This window comes from Sorangium sp. So ce131 (assembly GCF_051519095.1).
GTDB lineage: Bacteria > Myxococcota_A > Polyangia > Polyangiales > Polyangiaceae > Sorangium.
In genome coordinates, this window is record NZ_CP150455.1 from 9,906,914 (window position 1) to 9,926,954 (window position 20,041).

Genomic DNA, 20,041 nt, shown 5'->3' on the forward strand with positions numbered 1-20,041 from the left:
GGCTCACGGGTAGCAGAACGAGTCGGAGGACGCGTCGCCGCCCTCGAGCCTCACCTGGTGGGGGCGCAAGGGGCCGTAATCGACGAAGAAGTCGGGGTCGACCGCGAGGCCGCCGCCGGGCTCGACGTTCACCTTCGCCATCCAGCCGCCGACGCCCTCCGGATAGAACTGCTCGTCCCAGGACGCGTAGAGCGAGTTCGTGAAGTAGACGCGCCGCCCGTCGCGGCTCACCTCGACCATCTGCGGCCCGCCGCGCAGCGGCCCGGAGCGGCCGTGCGCGGTCCTGCGGACGATCCCGCCGAGGTGCACCGAGCCGGTCAGCTTCGGGTGGAACGGGTCGGACACGTCGTACTGGCGGAGCTCGCCGGTGCCCCAGCAGGACACGTAGAGGAACCGATCGTCGAGGGAGAGGTTGATGTCCGTGACGAGCGGCGGCACCGCCTTGAAGCCCTTGAGCAGCGGCGGCAGGAGATCGGGGTCGGCCGGCTCGGCCGGGATCTCGATCACCTTGCGGATCGCCCACGTCTCGCCGTCGCGGTGCCAGAGCCAGATCGAGGCGGAGAGGTCCTTCAGGCTCACGACCACGCCGACGAAGCCGTAGGCCTTGGTCGGATCGTGGGCGGGGCGGAGCTCCAGCGCCATCTGCTGCTCGGCGCCGAGATCCAGCGCCTTGAGGTGCTTGCGCTTCCGGAGATCCCAGACGTGGACCCGGTGGCCGTATTTCCCGGCGAGCAGGAGCTCCGGGTTCACGCCGTCCTCGATCATCTTCGGCGTCCCCCACTCGCTCGTGAGCAGGGTGTCGTGGCCGAGGTGCCACCAGAAATCGTAGTGGAGGTGCTGCGGCCCGCGGTCGATCTCCCAGCGGCCCAGCACGTCGAAGCTCTCGCAATCGAGCACGAAGATGCCCCCCGGCCCCTCGCCCTCGGGGTTGCCGAGCGCGCTCACGTAGATGCCGTCGGGGCCGCAGTGCAGCGTGTGCGGGCGCGAGTACCCGGCGCGCTTCGCGATCTCCTCGGCCCGCACCGTGTGGACGAGCTCGGGGCGGCGCGGGTCCCGCTTGACGTCGAAGACGAAGATGTTCGACGAGCGGAGCGCCGGGAGCAGGAGGTAGCGGCGCTCCACGTGCGGGTGCGGCGCGTAGGGGCACAGGGCGGCGCTGCACGCGTTCCAGCCGGAATGGTGCAGCTCGTCGCCGTAGGTCGGCAGCTCGTTGATCGAGGCGAGGGTGCCGTACGCGGCCGACCTGGGATCGAGGTCGACGACCGTGAGCGCGTCATGGCGGAGCTCGCCCTTTCGCTTCAGCGCGGCGCCCGCGTCGAACGCGGTCACGTAGGCCAGCCGCTCGGGCGGGGCCTCCATCGCCAGGCGGGGTGACGGGTAGAAGGTCGGATCCGGACGAAAGCGCATGATGTGCGTCTCCTTTTCGGGCTCTGGGCCGCGCCGACGGAGCACGTCGCTCGGGCGGCGCCGCCCGGTTCAGCGCGCCGTGCCGGCGCGACAGCTACAGCTGGAGAGCACGGGGCGCCGCGTATCCTGGAGCAGAGCGAAGGTCATGAGGTCCTCCTCGGTGTCGTCCATGTCCGCGTCCTCGTCCGCGCGCTCGCGGGTGAGATCCTCGGGACGAGAGGCCACCTGCCGAGCGCGCGCGCCGCCGCCGGAGCGGGCGGCGCGCGGCGCGCGGCGCGCGGCGATCTACGCGCAGCGGCTACTGCGTGATCGCCTTGAGGTCGAGCATCTCCTCGACGCTCGGGACGACGATGAGATCGCACCGGCGGTTCTTCTGCCGGCCCACGTCGTCGTCGTTCTTGGCGACCGGATCGGTGTCCGCGAAGCCCGCGGCGCTCCAGTGCGCGACCGGGAGCGCGCCCCCGCCGCCCTTGACGTCGGCCGGGCTGACCAGGAACAGGAGCACCTCGCGCGCGCGCATCAGCGACAGGCCCCAGTTGTCGCGGAACGGGCCGCCCTGGAGCGGCTTGTTGTCGGTGTGACCGGCGACCTGATAGTCGCGCTGGAGCAGCGACTGATCGTTCCGGATGACCGCCGCCACCTTGACGAGGATCTCCTTGCCCTCCTTCTTGAGCGTCTCGCGCCCGGAGTCGAAGAGGACGTCGCCCGGCAGCGAGATGACCATGCGGTTGCGCCGGATGTTCACCGCCAGGCCGAGCTTCGTGAGCTCGTCGAGCTTCTTCTTGAGCGTCTCGAAGCGCGCCTTGATCTGCTCCAGCTGGCGGGCCCGCGCCTTGTACTCGGCGAGCGCCTTCTCCCGCTCCTCGAGCGTCGAGCTCAGCTGCGACACCTGGGAGCTCGTCGCCTGGAGGTTCTCGTTCAGCTTGCTGATGTCGACGCCGGCCGCCTCGAGCTGCTTCGTCAGCTCCGCGACCTTCGCCTGCTCCACCTCGAGCGCCCTCTGGGTCTCGGCGAGGCGGCTCTCCGTGGACTTCTGCTGGTCCTGAAGGCGGTTGTACTTGTCGAGCTGGGCCTTCCATTCCTCCTCGGAGTAACCGCACCCCAGCGAGAACGACGCGATCACGGCAGGCAGGAAGGCCGCGAAAGCGAGGCTGCGACCTTTCAAGACACGAAGGTGCATGAGCACGCTCCTCCACTCCTAGTTGGTGAACATGGCCGGAGTCCAGGTGGGCGCGGCCCACCGCCGGCTCCGGATGACGCGGCCCGTCAGGCCGTGCGGGGGCGTACCCTAGCGAGGTCGCGCGCGGTTGTAAAAGGCCGCATCGATCACCCGCCCCCACCTGCCCCCCTGCGCGCGCCGCGCGGCGCGTTTCGCGCGCGGCGCGTTTCGCTTGACCAGCGTTCCGGCATTCGCACTTACTGTCGGGACACCTATGGCCTATCGCATCACCCTGATCCCCGGCGACGGCATCGGTCCGGAGGTCGTGAAGGCGACGCAGGACGTGGTCTCCGCCGCCGGCGTCGCCGTCGACTGGGAGATCCACCACGCGGGGATCGAGGTCGCGAAGCTGACCGGCTCGCCGCTCCCCCTGCCCGTGATCGACGCCGTGCGGAAGAACCGGATCGCCCTGAAGGGCCCGGTGACCACCCCCATCGGCGGCGGGTTCCGCTCGGTCAACGTGACGCTCCGCCAGACGCTCGACCTCTACGCGAACGTGCGGCCGATCCGCAGCCTGCCCGGCGTGGAGCCGCGGTTCGACGTCGACATGGTCATCGTGCGCGAGAACACCGAGGGGCTCTACGCGGGGCTCGAGCTCATGATCCTGCCCGGCGTGGCCCAGAGCATCAAGCTCACGACGGAGCGCAGCTCGACGCGCATCGCCGAGTTCGCGTTCCAGTACGCGAAGCGGCACGGCCGGAGCAAGGTGACGATCGTCCACAAGGCCAACATCATGAAGCTCTCCGACGGCCTCGCGCTCGACTGCGCGCGCCGCGTCGCCGCGCGGCACCCCGAGGTCCAGCTCGGCGAGATGATCGTCGACGCGGCGGCCATGACGATGGTCCGCGATCCGAACAAGCTCGGCGTGATCGTGACGGAGAACCTCTACGGCGACATCCTCTCGGATCTCGGCGCGGGCCTCGTCGGCGGGCTCGGCATCGTGCCGGGCGCGAACATCGGCGACGAGGCGGCGGTCTTCGAGGCGGTGCACGGGTCCGCGCCGGACATCGCGGGCAAGGGCTACGCGAACCCGACGGCGCTCGTGCAGAGCGCCGTGATGATGCTGCGGCACCTCGGCGAGCACGAGGCGAGCGACCGGATCGAGCAGGGGCTGACCGAGCTCTACCGCGCCGGCGAGGTGCGCACGCGCGATCTCGGCGGCGCGGCGAGCACGGACGACTTCACGCGGGCGCTCTGCGCCGCGATCGAAAGGCCTCGCGCGCAGGCCTGACGCCGGGCATCCTGATCCTGCAGAAGTGGGCCCTGCATGGACGCGGCTGCTCGAGTGGTGCGCCGAGGCGCTCGGCGCGACGGGCGGGCCTGCCGGCGCCGCGGAGGGCGGCGCGCGGCGGCGGCGCCGGCGGATCGTGCTCCTCGCGCTCGCGCTGATCGCGGCGGCGAGCGTCTTCCTCGGCGAGCGCTGGGGCCTCAAGGGTCTCTTGCCGGGCGTCGCGCTCTTCCTGCTCGCGGTGCTGGCGACGCGCGCCGCGCTCGACGCGCGCGCGGCGGTGTGGCGCGCCGCCGCGCTCGACCTCGACGACCCCGCGCAGCGGCCGAGCGCCGAGCCGGACCCGTGGTTCGCGCCGCCGACGGCGAGGGTCCTCCACGCGCTGGCCGCCGTGATCGACGCCGTGCGCCGCGAGCGGTACACGCTCGCGCTGGAGCGGCTCCCGTACGTCGAGCGGGCCGCGCTCCGGCCCGAGGAGGCCCGGCTGCTCGACGCGTCCCGCGCGCTGCTCTCGCTCGGCCTCGGCGACGCGGCGCGCGCGGCGCAGCAGGCGATCGTGGCGCTGCCGACGGGGATCGACGACATCGACGCGCGGCTCGGCCGGGTGGTGCTCGCCGAGGCCTGGAAGGACCCGGCGCGGATCGAGGCGATCGACCGCGCGTGGCGGCGGGAGCTCTACGCGGGCGCGACGTCCGAGGCGCTGGAGCGCCTCCTGTCGCTGTCGCGGCTGCGCCTCGCGCCGCGCGCGCTGGAGACGCTCAAGCCCGCCGAGGCGCGCGCGCTGTCGACCGAGGCGTGGGCGATCGGCGAGGAGGAGCTCGCCGCGGCGCTCGAGTCGCGCGCGCGGGGCGGCGTCTACCGCTGAGCGCGCGCTCCCGCGGCGGCGCGGGGCGGCTTCACGGCGGCGGCTCGCGCGGCACGGCGGGCGCGACCTCGCGCAGGACGCGGAGGCCGGCGAGCGAGATCTCGACGACCGCGGCGAGCCGCTCGGCGACGAGCCGCTCGGCGGAGGGCCCCGCGGCGCGCGTCTCGGCGACGAAGGCGATGCAGCGCCGGCCGGAGCCGCCGAAGGCGAGCGCGAACCCCTGGATCGGCGCCCCCGGCGCGGTCTCGGCGACGCCGATCTCCACGACGGTGTCGAAGCCCTCGGGCGCGTCGATCCGGCGCTCCACCGCGGTGAGGCTCGGATCGCGGCGCGGGAGGTCGCGCCAGAGCCGCGCGCGCGCCTCGCACGCGGCCCGGCTCGCGCGGCCGTCCTCTCGCCACGCGCGCACGAGCAGCGAGGTCTGCGCCGCGGCGTGGGTCGCGACGAGCCAGGGATCGCCGCCGTCCTCCACGCGGAAGCCGCGCGCGTCGGGCAGCGGGAGCAGGAGATCGAAGCGCTCCGAGCGGTACTCGCCGAGCTCGCCCTCGCCGAGGTCCGCCGGCGGCGGGGGCGGGGCGGGCCTCGGCGGCGGCGGGGCCGGCGGCGGCGGGGCCGGCGCGCACGCCGGCACGAGGAGGACGAGCAGCGCGGCGGCGCGCTGGAAGGCGCGGCGCGCGCGCGCGCGGAGCGACGCCGCGGGCGCCGCCTGCCCCGCGGCGCGAGGAAGTGCCCCGGGCGCCGCGGCGCGAGGGCGGGATCGGCGCGCGGGGGGCATCAGCATCCGTGCGCGAGCAGCACGAGCACGGCGCCGGCGCCGCCCTCGGCATCCGGGGCCGTGGCGAACGCGGCGACGTGGCGGGCGACGCGGCCGTGGCTGAGCCAGGCGGCGATCTCGCCGCGGAGCACGGCGTAGCCGCCGGGCGAGTGGCTGCCCTTGCCGTGGACGACGGCGACGACGCGGTCGCCGTCGCGCTGGCGCTTGCAGACGAACGCCTCGACCGCATCGCGCGCGGCCTCGAGCCGGAGGCCGTGCAGGTCGAGGGTGCCGTCGATGGCGTAGCGGGCGCGGCGGAGCCGCCGGAGCTCGCGCGGGTCGACGTCGAGGCGCCTGCCCTCGAGGCGCTCGCCGTCGTCGGTGATCTCGAACTTGATCCCCTCGATGACGAGCGAGCGCATGCGGGAGCGCGCGTCCTCGTCCGGATCGGCCGCGAGCGTCGGCAGCGCGGCCCGCTCCACGCGGCTCGCCGTGACCGGGATGCGGTTCGCGCGGTCCTCGAGCACGCGGACGCCGGCCATGTAGATGGCGAAGGTCTCCGGGTCGACGGGCCGCGGGGCCGCGAGCTCGGCGGCCACGCGCGCGGCGGCGCCGGCGCTCGGGGCCGCCGGCGCGGGTCTCGGGGCCGCCGCCGCGGGAGCGGGCGCCTTCGGCTTGGCCTGGGGTGCGGCGGCGGCGGAGGCGGCGGCGGCGGCCGCGCCGGCCTGCGCGGGCTTCGCCGCCGGCTTCTTCTTCGCCGGCCGGAGCACGGAGAACGGCTGGTAGAAGGGCTCACTCGCCTTGCGCGCCGCCTCTTTCGCCGCCCGTGCCGGGCTGCCCGCCGATCTCGGATCTCTCTCGCGCTTCGCGCCCTTCGCCATCCCCCAGAACATCGCTCGCGAGACCGCGGAGCGCAAACCGGACGGCCTCGATGCCGGCGAGCTGCCCGTCCTCGAAGTGCCAGTCGGGGTCGTCGAGCTCGGGGAAGTCGTGCGGGTTGCGGATGTCCTCGGCCGTCAGGGTGGGCAGGAGCCGCCGGGCGAGGCCGATGACCTTGGCCCGCTGCGCGTCCTCCATGGCCGAGAGGAGCTCGAACACGCGGCGGAAGAGCTCGGCGGGCGAGGGGGGAGCGCTCGGGGCGCCGTCGGGAGAGCGCATCGGGCGCAGGATACTTCATCGGGCCAGGGCCGCTGCGCGCGGCGCGCCGCTCGGCCGAGCCCGAGCGCGCGACCACGGATCCACGCTCGTCCACCCATGAGCTTGCCTTTCGAGAGCGCCGACCCCGGCGGCCAGACCGGAGGTGCTTACGGGGTCGATGTCATCGAAGGTCGGAAATGGTCACAGGGATGGGAATGCCCTTCAGGCCGATAGCGACGGCAAGGGCGTGAATGCCCATGATGAGATGTCGTGAGATGGACGCCTGACCTCGGCCAGGGCCGAGCTGGTAGTCTCTTCGATGGAAGTCCCCCATGCCCCCGGACGCCTCGCGACGTGGGGTCTCCGCGCTGGGCGGGGCCGAGCGAGCCTGTCAGCGCGGCGCCGCGCTCGCGAGGGGAAGCGCGCGCAGGAGGGTGATCACGGCGAGACAATGGCTGATCCGGCCGTCCTGCATGGCCGCCGTCACCTCGCTTGCGGTCATCACGACGGCTTCCGTGCTCTCGTGCTCGTCGCCGTCGGGCTCGCCGACCAGGCGCGCCCCCCGCGCCAGGTAAAGGTGGCAGCGGTTCGCCTGGAGCGCCGTATTCGGGTGCACCCACCCGAGCGGCTCCAGGGACGACGCCGCGTATCCCGTCTCTTCCTGGAGCTCCCGCAGCGCCGCTCGGGCCGGCTCCTCCCCGGGATCCACGATGCCGCCTGCGGTCTCGATCGTCACCGCGTCGACCCCGTGCCGGTACTGCTGCACCAGGACGAACTCCCCTGCATCGGTGATCGCCGCCACGGACACCCAGTCGGCGAGCTCCAGCGTGAAGCAGGGATACGACAGGTCCGCCGCCACGACGTCGTGACGATGCACCGCGAGCGGACCGAAGCTGCCGGCGACCGCCGAGGCGCGCCTGCGAGGGATCGTGAGGCTCATCGGGCCTCGATACTACAACGGCCCGCGCGTGAGGAGCTCGCTGCGCGCCGTGATCGGCGCTGGCGCCGGGCGCAACCTGCGCTCGCCCTCCCGCGCGGTCAGCGCGGCTTCGGACGCATGTCGTTCGCCGCCCGCGTCGCCGGTGTCGCGCCGGCCTTCTTCGGAGCGGCGCGCTCCGGCGCGGCCGGCGCATCGCTCCCGGCCCTCTCCGCCGCTGCGCCCGCCTTCTCCGCCGGAGCGCTCGTCTCATCCTCTCCTGCGTCCGCCTTCTCCGCGGCGCTCCCCCTCTCCGTTGCGGAGATTGCCTTCTCGGCTGCGGCGCCTGCCTCCTCCGCCGCCTCACTCGCCTTCTCGGCTGCTTCGCCCGCCTTCTCCGCCGCGGAGACTGCCTTCTCGGCTGCTGCGCCCGCCTTCTCCGCCGCGGCGCCCGCCTTCTCCGCCGCCTCACTCGCCTTCTCGGCCGCGGCGCCTGCCTTCTCGGCCACGGCGCCCGCCGTCTCCACCGCGGGCCTCTCGCGGCGCTCCCGCCGCAGCACCTCTTCGGCGTCTTCGCCGGGCGCCCCCCCCGCCGCTGCGGCCCCCTGCGCCTCGTCCTGCGGCGGCGGCCACGACGCCACGTAACGCGGCTGTTCCCCGGGCCCGGACGCGTCGATCCACGCGACGCTCCCCGTCCCCGGCGCGCGCACGTCGACGTGCACGAACGAGCTGTTCGGATAGTACCCGCAGCCGGTATCGGCGAGCGCGCGGCAGGCGGCCGCGAGCTCGTCGTTGCGCACCCCCGCGATGCGCAGATCGAGCGCTCGCCCCGTCTGGTGGAGGCTGCCGCGGCTCTGCGGCCGGTACCCGCTCACGAGCGACACGAGCCGGCCGGGATACCGCCGCGTGAGCGCGTCGATGCGGGAGAGCAGCCCTGGATCGAGCAGCCGCACCCCGGGCGCGATCTCCCCGGCCGGCAGCCCGCTCGGCTTCTCCCGGGCCGCCGCCCTGTCGCCGCCAGGCCGCCGCTTGCGGCTCTCCGCCTCGGACTTCCGCAGCGGCGCGCGCTCCTCCGGCAGGGCCGGCCGCGGCGCCCCCCACGGGCGCGCGAGCAACGACAGGGCGCGCCGCGCTTCCTCGCGCGGCCTCCCGGCGCAGTCCACGAGCGCGAGGCGCTCGGGCTCGATCCCGCTGCGATCGATCGAGATCGACGGACCGAGGCACGGCTTCCGGGGAGCCTCCCTGTCCGTCCCCTTCTTCCCGCCGCGCCGCTTGCTCTCGGCGACGCGCGCCGCCCTCTTCTTCTCCTTCTTCTTCCCGCGATCCTTCCTGCCCGCCTTCGCCTCCTTCGCCTCGCCGCCGCGCCTTTCGTCCGCGCTCTCGGCTGCTTCCGGCGCCTTGCCTCGGGCGCTCGCCTTCCGGTCCGCCGCGCCGCTCTTCTTCTCGGCCTTCTCGTCCTTCTTCTCTCCCCGCTCCCCCGCCGCAGCGCCCCTCGCCGCACGACGGGGCGACCTGTCGCGCGCCTCCGTCTGGCGCGCTGACCCCGCGGCCGACGGGCTCGCGGGCGGACGCCCGCGCCGGGCCTGCTCGCCGCTGCCTTCAGCCACCTTCGCGGCGGCTTGCGCCCCAGGCAGCGGCCCCGCGTGGAGGAGCCCGGCCGGGACGGCCGGCACCGCGATGCTCACCAGCGCCGCCAGCGCGGCAGCCCGGACGCGCGCCCCCCGCGCTCGCGGCTCCACGCTGCGCATCGCCTCCCCTGCGGCCTGCGGCGCCGCGCCTGTGCTGCTCACGGATCGAAGGCTCACCATGGAAAGCTCCAGTCGGGTACGACGCGAGTGCACATCGCCTCGCGCTCGGATCTCCCGGACACGAGGTCGCCGCCCGCCCGCGGGACGGCGGATGACGAAGGCAGTCGGCGGTCCGCTTCTTGAATCAAACCTCGGGACGAGGTCAGCGACCTCGACATAGGCTCTCCGAGACGCCCCTCGCGAAAGATCGTGAGGGATCAAGGAGATCCGAGGACACCCATGTCATGAAGTGCGGAGGGCAGCCCAATTTTCTGCGGCGCTGACCAGAGGCTGTGGTAGGAACCAACTACCTCGCGACTGCGGTCGGGTCGCGAGCGCGGATCCGGGCAGCATGGGGGCAGAGCCCCTCATCGCGCGGACCGCAGCCGGGCGCGGCTTGGAAGAGTTGGCCCGGCGCACTGCGGCGCGGCCCAGCCTCCGCGATCTCCGCGTCAACGAGCAACGAGATCCACGGCGGCGACAGGCGTCGCGTCCCTTGCACAACCCGTCCGGGCCGTCGCGAATCGCGGGGGAAACGCCCGGCTCAACACGCACAAGCTTCACCCACCACACCATCGATGCAAGCGGGGCGCCACACGCGGGATGCGGAAGCCGAACCCGGTGGCACGTCCAGGGCCGCTCCGAGGTCAGCAAGGGCACGACATGCGGCGAATTCGTAGAGACGCAACCAAGGTCTGGCACAATCCCGAGCTCCACACCGCCTATGGCCGTGGTCAGCCGAACAGCGCAGGGCTGCCGCGCCCGACGCAGACCGGCGAGGACCGGCGGGCGGCGAAGCAGCACCGCGCCGCGCTCGAGGCGCTGTTCTCCCCGCGCAAGGAGCCGGAGGTCGAGGACAGCAAGGGCGGGCGCGTCAAGTCCGGGCGCGACGCCGCGTCCAAGACGCCGGGGCGCATCGTCCTCGCGCCGCCCCCGCAGAGCGATCCCAAGGCCGTCGAGCGGCAGCGCCTCCTGTCGAAGCTCCTCGGCGCCTCGGGCCGTCCGAACATCTCCAAGGCCGCGAACGACTTCCTCCGCGCCGGCCACGTCTTCCCCGCAGAGCAGGACGTGTACCTCCAGCTGCTCGAGCACAGCGACGAGCAGCGCATCCAGGAGGCGATCGACGAGCTCTCGAACATCCTCGTCGGCGAGCTGCCGAAGCGGCGCGCCGTGCTCGAGTCGCGGCTCCGGCGCATCGAGGAGTTCGCGGAGGAGGCCGCCACGCGCGAGGCCGCCGAGCGGCTGCGGCGCCAGGTGAGCGGCAGGGCCGAGGCCCCGGGCGCGAACGGCGCCGGCGAGCCCGCCGCCCCTGCGCGGGCCGCGAGCGCGCCGGGCGCGATCTCCCTCCCGGAGGACGGAGGCGCGGCCGAGCGCGGCGCCCTCTGCGCGGTCGCCGAGGCCGGCGGCGAGGCGGAATGACGCGCGCGGAATTCGAGGCCGAGCTCCGCAAGCTGCTCCAGGGCCACGAGACGGGCACCGCGAACGAGCGGTGCGTCGAGTGCGTCGCGTGCGAGCGCTGCGTCGACTGCACGTTCTGCCGGGGCTCCAAGGCGCTCCAGCGGTGCCACTACTGCGTCGACTCCCAGCGCTGCGCGGACAGCACCCACTGCCGCGGCTGCCGCGATCTCATCAAGTGCAGCCACTGCGTCGCGTCCGAGCGGTGCACGCAGTCGTCGTACCTCGTGCGCTCGGTCGACTGCACGGGCTGCACCTACTGCTTCGGGTGCGTGGGGCTCGTGCGCAAGGACTTCCACATCCTCAACCAGCCGTACGACCGCAGCACGTACTTCAAGCTCACCAGCAAGCTGATGCGCGAGCTCGGGCTCGGCGCCGGGGCCGAGCCCGGCCCCGCCCCGCGCGCGGCCCACCGCTAGCGATGCGCGCGGTCGTGCAGCGCGCGCTCGCGGCGCGCGTCGAGGTCGAGGGCCAGGTGGTCGGCGCGATCGAGCGCGGCCTCGTGGCCTTCGTCGGCGCCGCGAAGGACGACGACGACGCGGACGCCGACCACGTCGCGAGCAAGATCGCGGGCCTCCGGGTGTTCAGCGACGACGCCGGCAAGATGTCGCGCGCGCTCGCGGACGTGCGCGGCGGCGGGGTGCTCGCGATCAGCCAGTTCACGCTCTTCGGGGACGTCCGCCGCGGCCTCCGGCCGAGCTTCGACGGCGCGATGGAGCCGGTGCGCGCCGAGGCGCTCTACGAGCGCGTCGTCGCGGCGCTGCGCGCGCGCGGCCTCGAGGTGGCCACCGGCCGGTTCCGCGCCGACATGCGCGTGTTCGTCGAGAACGACGGGCCGGTCACCATCCTCATCGATTCGAAGCGGACGTTCTGACCTCGACGTGAACGTTCCGCCGTGGACGTCGAAGACGCACCGGCGTGACGTGGCCGCGCCCGGCGAGCCTCTGCGGCCGGCGTGACAGTCCTCTTCTCGCCCCGCGCGGAGCGCGCTACCGGAGGGGCCATGCGGGTCAGCATCGTGGGCGCAGGCGCGCTCGGGCGCGTCTACGGCGTGCGCCTCGCGGCGCAGGGAGAGGACGTCACGTTCGTGGTCCGGCCGGAGCGCGTCGCCGGCGACGGTCCGTACGTCATCGAGCAGGTGAACGGCTCGCAGCGCCGCGACACGCTCGAGCGGCCGCGCCTCGCGGCCGACATCCCGGCCGACGCGGAGATCGTCCTGGTCACCGTGCGCTTCGATCAGCTCGCGCCAGGCCACGCCGGCGCGGCCCACCCCGGCAGCGCCGCGGCGCGCGCGGCGGGTGGCAGGACCGTCGCGGACATCCTTCGCGGCGGGCCGGCCGTGCCCATCGCGGTGCTCACGCCGATGTTGCCCGCGGAGCGCGCGGCGCTCGAGGGGGCCGCCGAGCGCCGCGTCACCCCCGCGATGCCGAGCGTGTCGGGCTACGCCGACGAGCGCGGCGCAATCCGCTACTGGCTCACCGCGGTCGCGTCGACGCTGCTCGACGAGGAGGGAGGCGCGCCGTCGGATCGGCCGCGGCTCGAGGAGCTCGCGCGCCGCCTCACCGAGGCCGGCGTGCCGGCGCGGCTCGATCGCGACGTGGGCGCGCAGAACGTCGCCACCACGACCGCGTTCTTCCCGCTGATCGCGGCCGTCGACGCGGGCGGCGGCGTCAGCGGCCTCGTGGCGGACAGGGACGCGCTCGGCGCCGCGCTCGACGCGACCAGGGAGTGCGTGGCGCTCGCGGAGCGGCTCGGCAAGGTGGCGCCCTGGGCGAAGCTCCTCACCCGGCTCACCGGGCCCTTCGCGGCGAAGACCGGCGTCGCGCTCGTGCGCCAGCTGTTCCCCGAGACGCTGCGGTTCGTCGACGTCCACTTCGGGCCCAAGCTCCACGGGCAGCACCTCGCGATGGGCGCCGCGATCCTCGCCATCGGCCGCGAGCACGGCGTGAGCCTGCCGGCGCTCGAGCGTCTGCTGGCGCTGATCGAGGGTCGCTCCGGCGCGCGCGGCCCGGTCAAGCGCATCGCGTGATGACCACGCGCAGCGCGCGATGACCATGCGCGTCGCGTGATGACGCGCGCAGCGCGCGAGGACCACGCGCGCACACGAGGACCACGCGCCGACGCGGTGGCCCCGGTCAGCGCGCCGCCGCGAGCTGCGCCGCGAGCGCGATCGCCTCGCGCATGCCGCGCGGGTCCGCGCCCCCCGTGCCGGCGAGATCGTAGGCGGTGCCGTGGTCGACGCTCGTGCGCACGATCGGCAGGCCGAGCGTCACGTTCACCGCCTCGCCGAAGCCGAGGAGCTTGCTCGGGATCGTCGCCTGGTCGTGGTACATCGCGACGACCCCGTCGAGGGCGCCCCGCGCCGCGAGCCGGAACGCCGTCTCCGCGCCGACGGGCCCCGTGAGCTCCGCCGCCGGGCCCGAGCGCGCGAGCCGCCGCGACGCGAGGCGGATGCCCGGCGCGATCCGCCGCGCCTCCTCGTCGCCGAGCAGCCCGCCCTCGCCGGCGTGCGGGTTGAGCGCGGCGACGGCGACGCGCGGCTTCTCCCGCCCGAGATCCGCGAGCAGCCGCGCGAGCCACACCGAGGCGCGCGCCACCTCGCGCGGGTTCACCGCCTCGGGCACCTCGCGCAGCGGCACGTGGGTCGTCACGAGGGCGGTCACGAGCTTGCCGGAGGCGAAGGCCATCGTGACCTCGCGCGCGCGGAGCCGGCGGCCCAGGTGCTCGGTGTGCCCGAGGAAATCGGCCGAGCCCGGCGCGCCGCTCGTGGCGATCGCGTGCTTCGACGCGGGCCCCGTCACGAGCGCTGCCGCGACGCCGTCGCGGACCAGATCCGTCGCCGCGTCGATCCACGCGAGCTGCGCCGCGCCGTCCTCGGCCTCGGGTCGCCCGAATGCGCTCGGCCGCGAGAGCCGCGCGCTCGCCGCCCAGATCCCCACCTCGCCGGGCGCGAGCCGCTCGATGGCGGCGCTCCCGTCCACCACCACGAGCCGCCGCGCGGCGACCCGGACGAGCCGCGCGGCGCGCCGCAGGACCACCTCATCGCCGACGAGCACGCAGCGCACACCCTGGGCGGACGCAGCGCCGGCGACGGACACCTCGGGGCCGACCCCGCTGGGACATCCGACGCTGATCGCGACGATCGGCGGCCCGGCCTTCGCCGGCGCAGCCTTCGCCGGCGCGGCCTTCACAGGCGCGGCCTTCGCCGGCGCAGCCTTCGCCGGCACGGCCTTCACAGACGCGCTGCGCGAGCGACCTCCGCCGCGCGCCGCGCCGGCGGCCGGCCGCGGAGCGTCGCGGCGACCCTTCGCCGTCATCGGACGATACGCCGCTCGCGGCCGGTGCTCTCGCCGCCGAGCGACGTCGACCCCGATCGGCGACCGCCGTCCTCCTCGCGCGCCGACTCGCTCTCCTCGTCGTCGCCGTCGTCCTCGTCCTCGTCGCTCTCCTCGTCGTCGCCGTCGCCGTCGCCGTCGTCGTCCTCGTCCTCGTCGACCGACCGCTCGTCGACCGGCCGCTCGTCGCGCTCGGCCGCCCCGCCCCGCTGCGGCGGTCGCGCCGCGTCGGCGCCCTCAGGGCCCGTGCCGGGCAACGGCGACTCCAGCCGGTAGCCGGCCCCGCGCAGCGTGACCAGCGGCAGCGCCGCGCCGAGCTTCGCCCGGAGGCGCCGCACGTGGATGTCGACCGTCCGCGCGCCTCCCTCGTACTGGCTCCCCCAGACGCGCCGGAGCAGCTCTGTCCGCGACACAACCTTCCCGCGCCGTTCGCACACGTACGAGAGCAGCGCGAACTCCTTCGCGGTGAGCGGCACGTGCATGCCGCCGACCGACACGTCGTGCGCCGCGCGATCGATCACGATCGCGCCCACCTTCACGCGCTCTTCGGTCGCGAACTCGCTGCGCCGCCACTCGACGAGGCGAACACGCGCGTAGAGCTCGGCCGGCACGTACGGCACGAGCAGGAAGTCGTCGAAGCCGCTCGACGGCTCGATGCGCGCGATCTGCGCCACGCTCACCGCGACCAGCGCGCCGACCTCTTCCAGGCGCGGCTCGCGGCGGAGCGCGCGCAGCGCCGCGGCCGCCAGATCGGGCCGGTCGAGCGCCTCGACGACGATCGCGCGCGCCTTGCTCTCGTCATCATGGAAGAGCCGGGGCGGATCGTCCCACAGGTCCAGCGTCCTCACATCGGCGCCCAGCGATCGCAAGACCGCTGCCGCTCCCTCATCACGTTCCAGGTCCGGACCGTGCCCGACGATGGCTATGAACGAACGACGCGCCACCCGCCCCGTATACGGGTGTCCGGCGGTGCCTGCAAGACGCACCGCGCTAAACGTACCAGGACTGCAGCGTGGCTTACATTCCGTCCACGATGAATCAGCGGAAAATCAGCCGATCTTTGTGCCGCCGACGGTGATGCGGTCGATTTTGATTGTAGGGCAACCAACGCCCACGGGGACGCTCTGTCCGTCCTTGCCGCAGGTCCAGATGCCGTCGGAGGTGGCGACGTCGTGGCCGAGCATCGTGACGCGCCGGAGCACCTCGGGGCCGTTGCCGATGAGGTTCACCCCCTTGAGCGGCGCGGTCAGCTTGCCATCCTCGATGAGGTAGCTCTCGGTCAGCGAGAAGACGAAATCGCCGTTCGAGATGTCGACCTGCCCACCGCCGAACTTCTTCGCGAAGATGCCCCGCTTGACCGAGCGCACGATCTCCTCGGGATCGTGCGGGCCGGCGAGCAGGATGGTGTTCGTCATCCGGGGCATGGGCGCGGCGGCGAAGCTCTCGCGGCGCCCGTTGCCGGTCGGCGTGATCCCGTAGTGCCGGGCCGAGAGGCGGTCGTGCATGTACCCGACGAGCTTGCCGTTCTCGATGAGCGTGCTGCGCTCGGGCTCGTTGCCCTCGTCGTCCACGTTGATCGTGCCGCGGGACTGGAGGAGCGTCGCGTCGTCCACGACGGTGCAGAGCCCGCTCGCGACCTCCTTGCCGATCTGCCCCGAGTAGTTGCTGGTCCCCTTGCGGTTGAAGTCCGCCTCGAGGCCGTGCCCCACGGCCTCGTGGAGCAGGATGCCGCTGTCGCCCGGCGCGAGCACGACGTTCATCTCGCCGGCGGGCGCGTCGCGCGCGTCGAGCATCGCGACCGCCTGCCGCGCGGCCTCCTCAGCGTGCCACTCCGGCGACTTGCCCTCGAAGTACGCCGTCGTCATGCGCCCGCCGCCGCCGCTCGACCCCTCCTGGCGCTTGCCGCTGCGCTCGGCGAGCGCCCGCACGCCGAAGCGGATGAGCGGCTGGACGTCGTGCGCCATCCGGCCGTCGCTCGTGGCGACGAGGACCTCGCGCACCTCCTCGGCGAAGCTCGCCTCCACCTTGACGATGCTGGGGTCGAACGCGAGCGCCGCGGCGCTCGCGCGCTCCAGCAGCGAGCGCTTCTCCAGCCCGGGCACGTCGAGCGAGACGCCGGGCAGATCGTAGCGGCCCGGCAGCTCGCGGCGCCGGAGCGCGATCTTCTCCGTGCCGCCGGAGCCCGTCGCGATCTGCGCCGCCGTCTCGGCCGCGCGCTTCATCGCGTCCCAGGTGAGGTCCTCGGTGTACGCGTACCCGGTCGCGTCCCCCCGCTGGACGCGCACGCCGACCCCCATCGACACCCCGCGCGACGCGGCCTTCAGGATGCCTTCATCGAAGGTGAACCCACCCCCCGCCCGGTATTCGAAGAAGAGGTCGGCGTAATCGCCGCCCTTGGACAGGGCGACCGAGAGGAGACGCTCGCAGAGCGCGGCGTCGACGGCATTTTCCTCTCCTGGAGCGAACGGGGCACGGTAGGCCTGGCTGCGCGACATGGTGCCCAACTCTAGGTCGATTCGCCGGGGCGGTCGAGGCGCGGGCGGCACGTCGGACCCGCCCGCGCGAGCGCCTGTGCCCCGGCGCGCCAGTGTGCCCCGGCGCGCCAGCGAGCCGGAGCACGCCCGCGCTGGCCCCGCGCAAGCCCCCGCAACGGTTGCGCACCGCCTCGCCCGCGCCCCGCGTGTGTCAGACTCATGGCGGCGGGAGGCGACGGTGGCGACGCCGGGGGTACGTTGGTGGATGGGCGGCGGCGCTGCGGCCCCGGTCGGCTGACAGATGCGCAGAAATGTGCAAGAAGGGCGCTCGACTGCTATGCTTCGAGCCGTCTTCGCGTCGCGTCGATGGCGGCGCGCGGCGCCGGCCATCTTCTCCGTGATCTTCGCGATTCCCCGGCGGATCAGCGCGCTCTACGCCGTGGCGCGCGCTCTCCGCCGACGCGCCTCGCTCGGACCCGTCTAGCGTCCGACCGGGGCGGGTCGCAGGCCGCCTTCCAGGCGGTCGCCTCGCTTCCCGCGAGGCACGCCGGGATCCCGCACTGCAAACAGGCACCTTGGCGGTAGCTTCCGGAACTTCCGATGCCGCGTGCTTGTACGTGGTAGCGGGATTCGCTAGGTGTTTTTATCGAAGTGATGGGCGCCGGCCGGGCGCCCTGACAATGCCCCGCTGTCCTCGTAGGAGATTCCCATCGCCGTGGCGGTCGATCGCGACAAGGTACTCCAGGCCGCGCAGAAGCTGGTCGAGCGAAAGCGCTTCGACAGGGCCATCGCCGAGTACCAGAAGCTGGTCGCGGAGGACCCGAAGGACGTCCGGACGCTGCTCAAGATCGGCGACCTCTACCTGAAGATGGAGGAGTACGTCGAGGCGATCACCACCTACGAGCGCGTCGGCCAGTTCTACTCCCTTCAGGGCTTCGCGCTCAAAGCGATCGCCGTTTACAAGCAGATCCGCGAGATCATCCACAAGCACGTCCCGCAGTACGAGGACCGCTTCGGCCACATCGTCCCGCGCCTCGCCGAGATCTACACGCAGCTCGGGCTCACGAGCGACGCGCTCGCGGCCTACGACGAGGTGGCGACGCGCCTCGTCCGCGCCGGCCGCGACCGCGACGCGATCGACATCTTCAAGCGGGTCGTCGACCTCGATCCCAACAACCCGCTTCCCTACCTCCGCCTGGCCGAGACGCTGATCCGGGTCCGCGACTACGACGGCGCGATCCAGCGCTTCGGGACCGCCGCCGAGATCCTGCTCAAGCTGGGGCGGCGCGACGACGCGCTGAAGGTCGTCGAGCGCCTCCTGCAGCACCGCCCGGACGCCCGCTTCGCCCGCATGGCCGCCGAGATCTACCTTGACCGCGGCGACGCGAGCGACGGGATGTCGGCGCTCACCAAGCTGCAGATCGCGTTCAAGGAGAACCCGCGGGACCTGGAGACGCTCGCGCTCCTCGCCCGCGCCTTCGACCTGCTCGGGCAACCGGCCAAGGCGATCGAGGTGCAGAAGGAGTCGGCGCGCATCGCGAAGGAGGCGGGCCGGGTCGACCAGTTCACCGCCCTCGTCTCCGCGCTGCTCGCGCGCGCCCCGAACGACGAGGGCGTGCGCCAGCTCGCGTCGCAGCTCGCGCCCTCCTCGACGGACCCGCGCTCGTCCATCGACGTCGAGCTCGAGGAGGACGACGCCGACGACGTGGACGACGCGGAGGAGCTCGAGCTCGAGGACGCCGAGCCCTCGTCCGCGGCGCCGTTCCCGCTGCGCGCGTCGCAGCCCTCGACGGCCCCGGTCGCGAGCCCCCGGCAGCTCGCCGCCCACGCCGAGAGCTTCCGGCGCGACCGCGAGTACGACAAGGCGGTCGCCCTCCTCAAGGGCGGCATCGCCCGGCTGCCGGCCGCCCGGGAGCTGCGCGAGAAGCTCTGCGACGTGCTGATCGAGGCGGGCGATCAGGACGGCGCCATCGAGCAGATGATCGCGTTCGCGCAGCAGCTGTCGAGCGAAGGCGCCGTCGACGACGCCGCGAGGCTGCTCGACGAGGTGCTGCTCCTCGACCCGGAGCACGCCCAGGCCACGGAGATGCTGGGCCAGCTCGGCTACGCCGTCCCGCAGGAGGAGGAGCTCGCCGAGGAGGAGCCGGCCGGGCGGGAGGGCTCGATCGCGGCCGTCGAGAACGAGGCGTACGCGTCCGAGGTGCCGAGCCAGGAGCTCTACGACCCCGACGCGCCGCTGCCCGCGTACACGCTCGACGAGGACGGCGTGGTCGAGGCGCTCCCGCGGCGGCCGCAGCTCGTCACGCACCTCGACGACCCGTTCGCGAACGAGCCGCCGCTGCCCGCGTACGAGCTCGAGGACGAGGTGGAGGACGAGGAGGAGACGGCGTCGGTCAACCCGAGCCGCTCGCCTGGTCACCCGCTCGCGGTCGCGGCGTCCCAGCCGCCGCCGTCGATGCCCCCGCCGCCCGTGCTCGTCCCCCCGCCGGCGACGCTCTACAGCCCGGCGTCCGCCCGGCCGGCGTCGGTCCGGCCGCCGTCCGGCCGGTCCGTGCCGCCGGGGTCGGGCCGGCGCGCGGACGCGCTCGACGAGGACGCGCTCGAGGAGGTCGAGTTCTTCGCGCAGCACGGGATGTTCGACGAGGCGCGGGTCATCCTCGAGGAGCAGCTCGCGCGGCTGCCGAACCACCCGCTGCTGATGGAGCGGCTGCGCGAGGTCGCCGAGCTGGCGTCGCAGTCGCGCGTGACCACGGAGAACGAGAGCGGCACGCGCGTCGTCCCGCGCGGCAGCGAGCGGCCGGACGAGGACCGCGCCTTCGACATCGCCGAGTCGCTCAAGCTGATCGACGAGCTCGAGGTGGCGCCCGGCTCGGTGACGGGCGTCCAGGACGATCCCCGGCAGATCAGCGTCGAGAGCGTCTTCGAGCAGTTCAAGGCGGGCGTCGCGGCGCAGGTCTCGGAGTCCGACGCGTCGACGCACTACGACCTCGGCGTGGCCTACAAGGAGATGGGCCTCTACGGGGACGCGATCGCCGAGTTCGAGCTCGCCGCCCGCGACCCCGGGCGGGAGTGCGTGTGCCAGTCGATGATCGGCGTGACCCACCTGCAGATGGGCAACATCGAGGCGGGCATCGACGCGCTCATCCGCGGGCTGCACGCCTCGCACAAGACGGTCGAGCAGGAGCTCGCGCTGACGTACGAGATCGCGAACGCGTACGAGATGCGCGGCGTCCCCGACCAGGCGCTCTACTACTTCCAGCGCGTCGCCCGGATGAGCCCGAGCTACAGCGACCCGCGCGGCAGCGTCGCGGAGCGGATCCGCCGCATCGACGTCCCGAAGCCGGCCGCGCGCGCGGTCGGGGCCGAGATGCTCGCGGACGAGTTCGACGCCGCCTTCGACGATCTCCTCCCGAGCGGCAAGCTCCCCTGAGCGCGCGAGATCCCGCGCGCGGCGCGCGGCTGCC

Annotated in this window: 18 protein-coding genes; 7 read left to right on the top strand and 11 right to left on the bottom strand. The window is 73.7% G+C overall.

The window, feature by feature from the left end:
* Positions 1-3 precede the first annotated feature (3 nt).
* The 3 genes from WMF43_RS35960 to WMF43_RS35970 all read right to left on the bottom strand — a co-directional run bounded on the left by WMF43_RS35960 (position 4) and on the right by WMF43_RS35970 (position 2,587).
* Entirely contained in the window at positions 4-1,407 is a 1,404-nt protein-coding gene (locus WMF43_RS35960; protein WP_437671699.1) for a selenium-binding protein SBP56-related protein, read from the bottom strand.
* 69 nt (positions 1,408-1,476) lie between these two features.
* On the bottom strand, positions 1,477-1,632 hold the full coding sequence (locus WMF43_RS35965) for a hypothetical protein (protein WP_437671701.1): 156 nt from the start codon (positions 1,630-1,632) through the stop codon (positions 1,477-1,479).
* A 73-nt stretch (positions 1,633-1,705) separates the two neighbouring features.
* Entirely contained in the window at positions 1,706-2,587 is an 882-nt protein-coding gene (locus WMF43_RS35970) for an OmpA family protein (protein ID WP_437671703.1), read from the bottom strand.
* Positions 2,588-2,840: 253 nt separating this feature from the next.
* On the opposite strand from WMF43_RS35970, the gene WMF43_RS35975 reads away from it, so the two are divergent.
* Positions 2,841-3,857: an isocitrate/isopropylmalate dehydrogenase family protein gene (locus tag WMF43_RS35975; protein WP_437671705.1), complete on the top strand. Its 1,017-nt coding sequence runs from the start codon at positions 2,841-2,843 to the stop codon at positions 3,855-3,857.
* A 25-nt stretch (positions 3,858-3,882) separates the two neighbouring features.
* Positions 3,883-4,719 carry a hypothetical protein gene (locus tag WMF43_RS35980; RefSeq protein ID WP_437671707.1) on the top strand — a complete coding sequence of 279 codons (837 nt, stop codon included), beginning with the start codon at positions 3,883-3,885 and terminating at the stop codon, positions 4,717-4,719.
* Between the two features lie 31 nt (positions 4,720-4,750).
* Here WMF43_RS35980 and WMF43_RS35985 read toward each other — a convergent pair whose 3' ends face one another.
* The 5 genes from WMF43_RS35985 to WMF43_RS36005 form a co-directional block, all read right to left on the bottom strand.
* A complete protein-coding gene (locus WMF43_RS35985) occupies positions 4,751-5,494 on the bottom strand; it encodes a hypothetical protein (RefSeq protein WP_437671709.1) in 744 nt (247 codons plus the stop codon).
* On the bottom strand, positions 5,494-6,243 hold the full coding sequence (locus tag WMF43_RS35990; RefSeq protein WP_437671710.1) for a Smr/MutS family protein: 750 nt from the start codon (positions 6,241-6,243) through the stop codon (positions 5,494-5,496). Before WMF43_RS35990 ends, WMF43_RS35985 begins: the two co-directional genes overlap by 1 nt.
* A 22-nt stretch (positions 6,244-6,265) precedes the next feature.
* Complete coding sequence (locus WMF43_RS35995; protein WP_437671712.1) at positions 6,266-6,631, bottom strand: hypothetical protein; 366 nt, start codon at positions 6,629-6,631, stop codon at positions 6,266-6,268.
* Positions 6,632-7,001: 370 nt separating this feature from the next.
* Positions 7,002-7,550, bottom strand: coding sequence for an NUDIX hydrolase (locus tag WMF43_RS36000; RefSeq protein ID WP_437671714.1), 549 nt, complete (start codon positions 7,548-7,550; stop codon positions 7,002-7,004).
* A gap of 98 nt (positions 7,551-7,648) precedes the next feature.
* A complete protein-coding gene (locus WMF43_RS36005; protein WP_437671715.1) occupies positions 7,649-9,316 on the bottom strand; it encodes a YcbK family protein in 1,668 nt (555 codons plus the stop codon).
* A gap of 660 nt (positions 9,317-9,976) precedes the next feature.
* On the opposite strand from WMF43_RS36005, the gene WMF43_RS36010 reads away from it, so the two are divergent.
* From WMF43_RS36010 to WMF43_RS36025, 4 genes are all read left to right on the top strand, one after another.
* On the top strand, positions 9,977-10,732 hold the full coding sequence (locus tag WMF43_RS36010; protein ID WP_437671717.1) for a hypothetical protein: 756 nt from the start codon (positions 9,977-9,979) through the stop codon (positions 10,730-10,732).
* A complete protein-coding gene (locus tag WMF43_RS36015) occupies positions 10,729-11,187 on the top strand; it encodes a hypothetical protein (RefSeq protein ID WP_437671719.1) in 459 nt (152 codons plus the stop codon). The genes WMF43_RS36010 and WMF43_RS36015 overlap by 4 nt, the downstream gene beginning before the upstream one ends.
* 2 nt (positions 11,188-11,189) lie before the next feature.
* Complete coding sequence (gene dtd, locus WMF43_RS36020) at positions 11,190-11,642, top strand: D-aminoacyl-tRNA deacylase (protein ID WP_437671721.1); 453 nt, start codon at positions 11,190-11,192, stop codon at positions 11,640-11,642.
* Between the two features lie 129 nt (positions 11,643-11,771).
* Positions 11,772-12,797 carry a ketopantoate reductase family protein gene (locus WMF43_RS36025; protein ID WP_437671723.1) on the top strand — a complete coding sequence of 342 codons (1,026 nt, stop codon included), beginning with the start codon at positions 11,772-11,774 and terminating at the stop codon, positions 12,795-12,797.
* Between the two features lie 106 nt (positions 12,798-12,903).
* Here the strand turns inward: WMF43_RS36025 and pdxA are convergent, their stop codons facing one another.
* The 3 genes from pdxA to WMF43_RS36040 all read right to left on the bottom strand — a co-directional run bounded on the left by pdxA (position 12,904) and on the right by WMF43_RS36040 (position 16,598).
* Entirely contained in the window at positions 12,904-13,995 is a 1,092-nt protein-coding gene (gene pdxA, locus WMF43_RS36030; protein WP_437671725.1) for a 4-hydroxythreonine-4-phosphate dehydrogenase PdxA, read from the bottom strand.
* An 86-nt stretch (positions 13,996-14,081) separates the two neighbouring features.
* Complete coding sequence (locus tag WMF43_RS36035) at positions 14,082-14,951, bottom strand: winged helix-turn-helix domain-containing protein (RefSeq protein WP_437671727.1); 870 nt, start codon at positions 14,949-14,951, stop codon at positions 14,082-14,084.
* Positions 14,952-15,152: 201 nt separating this feature from the next.
* Positions 15,153-16,598 carry a TldD/PmbA family protein gene (locus tag WMF43_RS36040; RefSeq protein ID WP_437671729.1) on the bottom strand — a complete coding sequence of 482 codons (1,446 nt, stop codon included), beginning with the start codon at positions 16,596-16,598 and terminating at the stop codon, positions 15,153-15,155.
* A 694-nt stretch (positions 16,599-17,292) separates the two neighbouring features.
* Between WMF43_RS36040 and WMF43_RS36045 the strand changes: the two genes are divergently transcribed.
* Positions 17,293-20,007, top strand: coding sequence for a tetratricopeptide repeat protein (locus WMF43_RS36045; protein WP_437671731.1), 2,715 nt, complete (start codon positions 17,293-17,295; stop codon positions 20,005-20,007).
* Positions 20,008-20,041: the final 34 nt, after the last annotated feature.